This window comes from Microcoleus sp. B4-C2 (assembly GCF_036705265.1).
Classification (GTDB): domain Bacteria; phylum Cyanobacteriota; class Cyanobacteriia; order Cyanobacteriales; family Microcoleaceae; genus Microcoleus.
This window is the reverse complement of the sequence record NZ_JAUBUB010000043.1, coordinates 43,168-50,819: the sequence shown is the minus strand read 5'-3', so window position 1 is coordinate 50,819 and position 7,652 is coordinate 43,168. Positions and strand designations below refer to the sequence as shown.

Annotated in this window: 6 protein-coding genes; 2 read left to right on the top strand and 4 right to left on the bottom strand. The window is 47.4% G+C overall.

The features are described 5' to 3' along the window. Window positions 1-213 precede the first annotated feature (213 nt). Window positions 214-744 carry a peptidoglycan-binding protein gene (locus QUB20_RS14555; protein ID WP_333054016.1) on the top strand — a complete coding sequence of 177 codons (531 nt, stop codon included), beginning with the start codon at window positions 214-216 and terminating at the stop codon, window positions 742-744. A gap of 505 nt (window positions 745-1,249) precedes the next feature. Here the strand turns inward: QUB20_RS14555 and QUB20_RS14550 are convergent. From QUB20_RS14550 to QUB20_RS14535, 4 genes are all read right to left on the bottom strand, one after another. Then, complete coding sequence (locus QUB20_RS14550; protein WP_333247067.1) at window positions 1,250-1,723, bottom strand: TerB family tellurite resistance protein; 474 nt, start codon at window positions 1,721-1,723, stop codon at window positions 1,250-1,252. A gap of 221 nt (window positions 1,724-1,944) precedes the next feature. After that, on the bottom strand, window positions 1,945-3,846 hold the full coding sequence (locus QUB20_RS14545) for a M61 family metallopeptidase (RefSeq protein ID WP_333247069.1): 1,902 nt from the start codon (window positions 3,844-3,846) through the stop codon (window positions 1,945-1,947). Beyond that, the gene (locus tag QUB20_RS14540) at window positions 3,843-4,523 is read right to left on the bottom strand and encodes a Crp/Fnr family transcriptional regulator (protein ID WP_333242243.1); all 681 of its coding nucleotides are present in this window, start codon (window positions 4,521-4,523) and stop codon (window positions 3,843-3,845) included. The genes QUB20_RS14545 and QUB20_RS14540 overlap by 4 nt, the downstream gene beginning before the upstream one ends. Window positions 4,524-5,091: 568 nt before the next feature. Further along, window positions 5,092-5,976: an inositol monophosphatase family protein gene (locus QUB20_RS14535; protein ID WP_333242246.1), complete on the bottom strand. Its 885-nt coding sequence runs from the start codon at window positions 5,974-5,976 to the stop codon at window positions 5,092-5,094. Between the two features lie 572 nt (window positions 5,977-6,548). Here QUB20_RS14535 and QUB20_RS14530 point away from each other — a divergent pair. Further along, the gene (locus QUB20_RS14530) at window positions 6,549-7,601 is read left to right on the top strand and encodes a glycosyltransferase family 4 protein (RefSeq protein WP_333291430.1); all 1,053 of its coding nucleotides are present in this window, start codon (window positions 6,549-6,551) and stop codon (window positions 7,599-7,601) included. Window positions 7,602-7,652 lie beyond the last annotated feature (51 nt).

The window sequence follows — 7,652 nt, the reverse complement described above, 5'->3', positions numbered from 1 at the left end:
CGTCCTTTTTGGACGGGCGGGACGCCCATCCCACAATAACAATTAAAATTGTAAGTTATTTAATTCGCGATCCTTACGACAAACCAACGGGTAACTCAAACGAGCGACACTCACATGAGTGACACTCTAAAAAGTGACTGTGCATCCACAAATCCCACCAGTTATACCTGAAATATCAAACACCAAAACTTAAATGTTGAGAGGAACCACATTATGTACACCGAAGAAAGAAGCTTGAACAATGAAACTATGGCTCTCGTCGCCGATACTACTGCTCAATCAACTCTGGCATTTGCTGAAACCACGGGAGTAAACAAACCGACTTTGCAAAGGGGTTCAACAGGTCAAGCTGTCAAGGAACTACAACAGCTTCTATTTCATTGGGGTTATTATTTCGGGTCGATTGACGGTATTTTCGGCGTCCAAGTTTACAACGGGGTCATAGGCTATCAACACCGCGTCTTTTTAAAAGAAGATGGGATTGTCGGCCCTCTCACTTGGGAAGCACTATACTCTGGTGCACCTGTGAATATGCCGATCGTCATGAAGGGCAGTTCTGGTAATGCTGTTAAAATTGTTCAGAATGTCTTGAAAATCAATGGATACTATTTCGGATTCATTGACGGATTATTCGGGCCGATGACAGATGTAGCAGTGCGACAATTGCAACTGAGCATGGCTTTACCGCAAGATGGAATTGTCGGCTACAGAACTTGGCACGCCCTCAGCAAGTTACCGCACTAATGACTGGTTGGATTAATATCAATTCCGGTTGTACGAGCGAAATGACTGTTGACTGTTGACTCGATTTTATTATTCTGATGCAACCGGAAACGATATCACTTTCAGTAATCGCAAAAAATCTGTAGATCAATTAGGGATTTAGGCTTTGCCTAAGTCCCTAATTCTCGTTAAGGGTAAGGCAGCGCGCGGGAAGGGCGATTGATTCCCTGCGGGATAGCTTCGCTTCACGCAAATTCTGTTACCGTTCCAGGCGATGAAAAATATTCTCGACTTTTCCGTGTTTATTTGTTACTATATCTTAGGAAATTGGGAGTCACAATCCGGTTTATTTCCCTTCAGCTTTAATTGTAAATAGTTGCACTCAGAAAATTATTATTCCGATACTTAGCTAACAAGACTTAGGCATGGAGGGCTTATTCCCGGTTTCTACAAAAAATTCCAGGTTGAGTAACGAGAAATCTAGGAATCAACCGGGTTTTTAAGCCAAGCGCACGCCAGTCCCGAACTAGCCTTTGATGAACTTTTCTAATTTTTGAGCCATCTTCTCGACAATTCCCTCTGAAGTATCTGTCGCCGATGCTTCAGCTTCAATACGCTTGACCACATCCTCTGAAAGATTCAGCAACCGCACTAACTTTTGATAAGCTGCGGCTTCTTCAGCGTTAATTTTTGGTTCGTCGGGAGTGCGAGAACTAGATGAAATCACTTCATAGCCGAGTTGCAAGACTAATTCCTTTTCATCTTGAGTTTCTAGTTGGCCGATCAACTCGTCAAGGGGGATATTTTGCATGATGTAATCGCGCAGTTCTTGTTGCATTTGTTGTCCGTCGGTATCTGGGGCAAACAAACGACAAAAGCGATCGAGCATTAAATTAACTTCTTCTGTGGCGAGTTCGCCGTCAGCCCAGGCCATAGAAGCAACAATCCTGAGCAGATTCATCTGGCGGGGCGTAATTGATGGAGGAGGTGGGGTTTGCATAATCAAAATGGGTAATTGGTAATATTAACTCCGGTGCAACCGGAATTATTGTTGACTGTTTACTGTTGACTGTTTACTGTTAACTGTCAGTCGAAAAACTGAATGATAGTTGAGTATTGACTGGTGATTCAATTTTACCAGGAGGATGCTAGCAGAATTGGGAATTGGGAATTGAGCTTGATTTCTTCTGGTCTTTTCTTTCCCGTTCACCTTCTTTTATGTCACAATTTCGATAGAGGAACTCCCAGCCATCCAGTAAAGTTTTGTTTCTGAATAGCGGTGGGCTGTTCCACCGGCACGATCGAGTAACGCATCGGGCGCGGCGGGGCGAGAGTAACAGGACAAGTCCGCAGTTCGTCTTGGTGAAAAACTGTCACCGAGACGATATCCCCAGGCTTGAAATCTTTTAGTCTCTCGCCCGCTTGTTCTGAATTTACCCGAAAACCTTCGATCGCCAGCAACTCGTCTCCAGCATCAATTCCGGCTAATTGTGCCGGAGATCCTACTTCGACAAATTTAACCATTTCCCGGCCGTTTTCCGTTCCCAACGTCCAACCGATGCGAGGTGTTTCGCTAGTTTCACCTGCGGTGAGTTCAAGCCCGAAAGGTTCCAGATACTTGTTGTAAGGCAACTCTTCTGTGCCGTCTATATAGCGCGCAAAAAAGTCGCTCAAATCGATGCCGGCGACCGACTCGATCGCACTTTGCAACTCTTCGGGAGTAAAGCCTATTTCTGCTGGCAGCGAAGGAGAATTTAACTGTCCGTTTGAGGTCAAATGCGCCGATTTGCCGTCTGTTCCCGACTTCAGGTCAAAATCGCCGTTTTGGGCCGAATTAGCATTGCCAAACTTCTGCCACATCAAACGCATCACATCGTCGAGCGATCGCTCATTGCCGTGTTTGGCGCGAATCAACAAATCGAGCAAAAACGAAACAACTTCCCCTTTCAAATAATAGGAAATCTGCGAGTTGTCGCTGTTAGAATCCCGGCGATAAAGTTTAATCCAAGCATCCCAGCTCGACTCGCTCACAGGCTGTACACTCCGCCCCGGAGTCGTCTGCAAGCGAGTAATTTCCTTAGCCATACCTTGGAAAAAACCTTTCACGCTGTAGAGACCTGAGCGAAAAGGAATCACCAAATCGTAATAACTTGTAGTGCCTTCAGAGAACCATAAAGAAGGAGTATAATTCTCTTTTTCGTAGTCAAATACTTCGAGAGCTTTCGGTCGAATGCGCTTGACATTCCACAGGTGAAAAAACTCGTGAGCTACCAACTGAATAAAGCGTTCATACTTTTCCTTAGCCCGAAAACCAAAACGCGGATAGTTGAGAGTGCAACTCTCCTTGTGTTCCAAACCGCCAAAACCAGAGCCGGACAAATGTAGGAAAAACACATAGCGTTCGTAAGGCAAACCGCCGAACATTTTTGCCTCAACTTCGATCACTTTTTGGATGTCTCGAATCGTGCGATCGGGTTCTAAATTGCCTTTTCCCCAAACAACTAGCTGGTGGGGTTTTCCCATCACTTCAAACTCGTACACTTCGTGACAGCCAATCTCAAAAGGACTATCGACAAGGGTATCAAAATCCGCAGCAGCGAAAGTAAGATTTTGGCCAGAAACAGGCGGCAAAGTAGTAACGGTGCGCCATTCCGGCTGCGGCGGCACAACGGTTACGGTGTAGCAGTTGCTCTCAAAACCGGGCAAGAAAAAGCACAAAGCCGCCGGATTGAAATAACCGTGAGTCGAGTCTAAATGATTGGTTCGCACTGTCAGTTCGTTGGCAAAAATGCGGTAGCGAACCGTGATATCTGACACCGAATCGGTCTCGATTTGCCAGTGATTTTTGCTGAGCTTGCGCCAAGGTAAAGCTCGATCGCCCGATAGCGAGCTAAAATCTTGCAGGTGGCGGGCGTACTCTCGAACCAAGTAAGAACCGGGAGTCCAGACAGGCATTTTTAAATCCAGAACCGACTCCGACCAACCTTGCACGCGCAAAGTTACTTCAAAGAGATGGGATTCAGGATTGGGCATCGCCACCGAATATTGAATTGTCGGTGCTGTTAGTTGCCCCTCACGGTTGCCGGCAGCGGACGAGGTATCCAAAGAAGTAACATCAGTCATTGACTTGCCAAATTAATCAAGTGCTTGAGGTTGAGCAAATGGATAGTTTGGTGGTCTGGATCGATATTGATCCAACCTTTACTATCGAGTTTTTCCATAATTTTGCTGGTTTCATCTAGGGTGATATCTGTGACATCAGCTAAGTCTTCATAAGGAATATTGAAGATATCTTTGCCCTCAGCAGTTTTCTGACCGTAGTTTTCTGCCAGCTCGACTAAAGTATTTGCTAGTTTAACCGCAGGCTGGCGGTTTCGGAGTTGATAGCGGAGATTGGTTTGGCGGAGTCGCCGCACCATCAGTTGCAGCATCCGGTGGTGCAATTGCGGGTCTTTAAACAGGGTTTGGATAAATCGCTGAGCTGTGACGCTCAGAAGTCGCACGGGCGATAGAGCAAGTACGTCATTCGATCGGGGAGATTCGTCCAGAATTGCCATTTCGCCGAAGAAGGCACCCCGTCCTAAAATAGCCATTGATACAGCTCGATCGTTTGACAAGCGGCGGACTTTTACCCAGCCAGACACGACAAAGTAAATCGCGTTGCCCCAAGAATCCTCCATCACCACAGCTCGGCCCGGGGGATACTCATGCTTGACGGCATTTGATAGCAGCCCTCCCAAGGTTTCTGGGTTAGCACCCTTAAATAGAGGGAATAGCTCACTGAAAGCTTCTGTCTTCATCAAAAAAATGGGTAGAAACCCCGTCCTTCTAGGACGGCTTTATATTGTCTTTTTTTGATTACTACCGCCTTGGGACTGGTTGGCGGGAGTGTGCTTTTGTGTTGCACTTTCAGCGGGACAATTACCGCTCAAACTTCCCAGCCCTGTACGCATAGTGTTTTGCTCTTTCGAGCCTCCCTTTCGGGGTGATGTTAGCCTGCGCCTTGGTTTAGTGAGCTTGTTGGGCCCAAAGCACTGCCCCAGTGACATTAGGGCTGTTTAACCTTCAGCGACAGAGCCCAAAACTGGCTTCGCATTCAAGGAGTGTCGTGACTCAAAAAACGTAGTCAGTTAAGACGCAAGGCCCGTCAGAATCGCTTGTCAGATTACTCTTCCAAGCCTCACGCCGTCGGGGCTGAGGTTCCTGACGCAAACTCGCGGAGGTGGAAAATATGATTAGGCGACACCCAACAGCTAGGGAAAGATCGATGTTTGGGAACACAAACAATCCGTTGCTCCTTTAATTGATCATAAGGGTGGACAGGCCCGGTTCACGTAAAATTGGCAGATTCTTTAATCTTAAACGGGTTTACAAGCCTGCCACTGCCTTTTGAACTTTACCCAACAGAGGTTCTATGTATTCCGGCCAGCCGATCGCGATTGACTGCGTGTGGGCCAGAGTTTCCGGCTCGATCGCATCTTTACTCCACCTCAGCGGTTGACCTTGCAAGTCGCAACAAACCAATCCGGCTGCTTTTGCTAAAGCCAAAGGGCCGGCGGTATCCCACACTTTAACTCTGCCGTTGAGATACAGGTACAAACCAGCTCGACCGAAGATAACTTCCATAACTTTTAAGCCAAAGCTGCCCAGCGAGTAAAATTCTGCGCCGGGGATGCTTTGGGCGATCGCCAGGGCGTAGTTTTTCTGGTCTTTGTCTCCGAGAATAATTTTACAATTTTCCGCTGTCGGAGCCGGGGGTTTGCATAGGGCGATCGGCTGTGGCGCTTCGGTTCCGACACTTTGGAACAATCCCCAATCTTTGCCGCCAAAATACATTTGGTCAAAAGCCGGGGCGTAGAGCCAGCCGGCCACCGGGTTCCCTTCCAGCAGCAGCCCCACCATGGAAGCGTAGTGCAGTTTTCCCCGAATAAATTCTTCAGTCCCGTCGAGGGGATCGATGCACCAGAGGCGCTGGTAATTGGCGCAGTAAGCTGTTCTGGAGGCGACGTTTTCCTCGGTGATCCTGCCGTCTTCAGGAAACAAAGCGCTAAATGCTGCCGATAGTTGTCGGTCTAGGTATTGATCGATACTCGTCACGTAGTCGTTGGGCCCTTTCTCGGAAACTTCAAAAGGTTCGGCTGCTAGCTTGTAAGCTTCTTGACCGCACTCGCGCAGGGTGTAGCGAATTTTTTGGTCTTGCTCTGGAGAAATATACATGAGGTTAAACATAAATTCTTTAGCTAACTTCAGCATAAAAGCTTAAGTCCTTGGAATCGATCGGCGCGTGTCATTCGATTTTAGATTTTAGATTTTAGATTTTGGATTGACTTGCGCGAGATCAATTCGGGGGCTTGAGGATTTGAGATTTTCGATTTTGGATTGATTTGCGCGAGATAAATCACGTGGCGGTACCATCTAGAAATTCTTGGTCACTGTTTTTGATTCGTACAGGATTTGGGCGCGGGTGTCGATAAACCCGGTTTCCTAACCGTCAGCGCGGTTGCGATACAAGCCCCAGACAGGATCGATCTGATGTGCTGCACCATTGTCAATAATCCTTTTACGAACAGGCTTTCCGGCCTGTTCCACAAGAAATTTATCTTTTGTAGAACGGGCCCCAGAGCCCGTTCTTGAGAATGGTGCAAGATGTGAGATTGATGGAACTCAAAAAAATTTACACATGAGGGAGAACCCCCCAGATTTATCTAAAATCTAAAATCTAAAATCGACTGATCGATCGCACTAGCACTTTCAACAGCAGAGGATAGAATCTTCTGAGGTTAGATAATTTGTCCCAGCCCCAGGATAATTATAAGGAGAATACTTTGAAATACCATTTGGCATTAGGTCGCAAAATAGACCTAGATGGAATTGACCGCGATGCACAACTAGGCAAATGTCCTCGCCACGTCCTGCGAGCCCTCAGAGACAGCTTAAATGCCACCGTCCACGCCCCGGATGGCGAAGCGATATCGTTGAGCGACAAGCTGCGATCGAAAATTTCTTCTAAACCCGAACATTGGGCCGCCGCGCGCAAATTGTCCGAGCAAGTCAGCAGCGACGACGTGATATTTTGTAACGGCGAGGACATTGGGATTCCAGTGGCGGCGGTGTGTGGCCAATTGCCAAATCGCCCGAAAATTGTTGTACATTTCCACAATATCGATCGGCTGCGCGGCCGCGTCGCCCTGAAACTATTTGGTTTGGCTGACAAAATTGACGTGTTCATGGCTTGCGCCAGCCCTCAAACTGACTTCCTCCGCAGTTATTTAGCTTTACCTGAATCCCGGATTTTAGTGCATCTAGACCAGACAGACACTAAGTTTTTCACACCCGGCCCCGTTTCTGGCGATAAAAAGCGGCAAACGATTGTTAGCGTCGGGTTAGAAAAGCGCGACTACCGACTCCTAGCAGCAGCAACTGCTGACTTAGATGTTGACGTAAAAATTAGCGGTTTTTCTAAAGATGCCAAAGCTTTATCGCAAGCTTTCCCCGATACTATGCCAGAAAATATGTCCCGCAAGTTCTACGAATGGCCGGATTTAGTGCAGCTTTATCGCGATGCAGACGTAATTGCAGTTTGTTTGGCGGAAAATAAATATGCTGCTGGAGTGCAGGGTTTACTAGAAGCAATGGCCTGCAAGCGGCCGGTCGTCATTACTCGGACTCAAGGTATGGTCGATTATTTAGCCACCCCGGATATTGCCAAAGTGGTAGATGTGGGAGATGCAGCAGGTTTGCGCGAGGCGATCGTCCATTTGCTAAAAAATCCTCAAGAAGCTGAATCTCAAGCGCAGCGGGGGTACGAAATGGTTGTGAACCAGCACAGCAGCGAACCTTATGTCGATGTTTTAGCCCAGAAGCTGCGATCGCTTTAAACTCGTAATATCAGCAACGGGATCTCCGGCCCGTTCCACAAAACAGAAACT

Coding starts and splice junctions, on each gene's coding strand:
- QUB20_RS14555 (WP_333054016.1), top strand. CDS start 214: ATGTACACCGAAGAAAGAAGCTTGAACAATGAAACTATGGCTCTCGTC.
- QUB20_RS14535 (WP_333242246.1), bottom strand. CDS start 5,976: ATGCTGAAGTTAGCTAAAGAATTTATGTTTAACCTCATGTATATTTCT.
- QUB20_RS14550 (WP_333247067.1), bottom strand. CDS start 1,723: ATGCAAACCCCACCTCCTCCATCAATTACGCCCCGCCAGATGAATCTG.
- QUB20_RS14540 (WP_333242243.1), bottom strand. CDS start 4,523: ATGAAGACAGAAGCTTTCAGTGAGCTATTCCCTCTATTTAAGGGTGCT.
- QUB20_RS14545 (WP_333247069.1), bottom strand. CDS start 3,846: ATGACTGATGTTACTTCTTTGGATACCTCGTCCGCTGCCGGCAACCGT.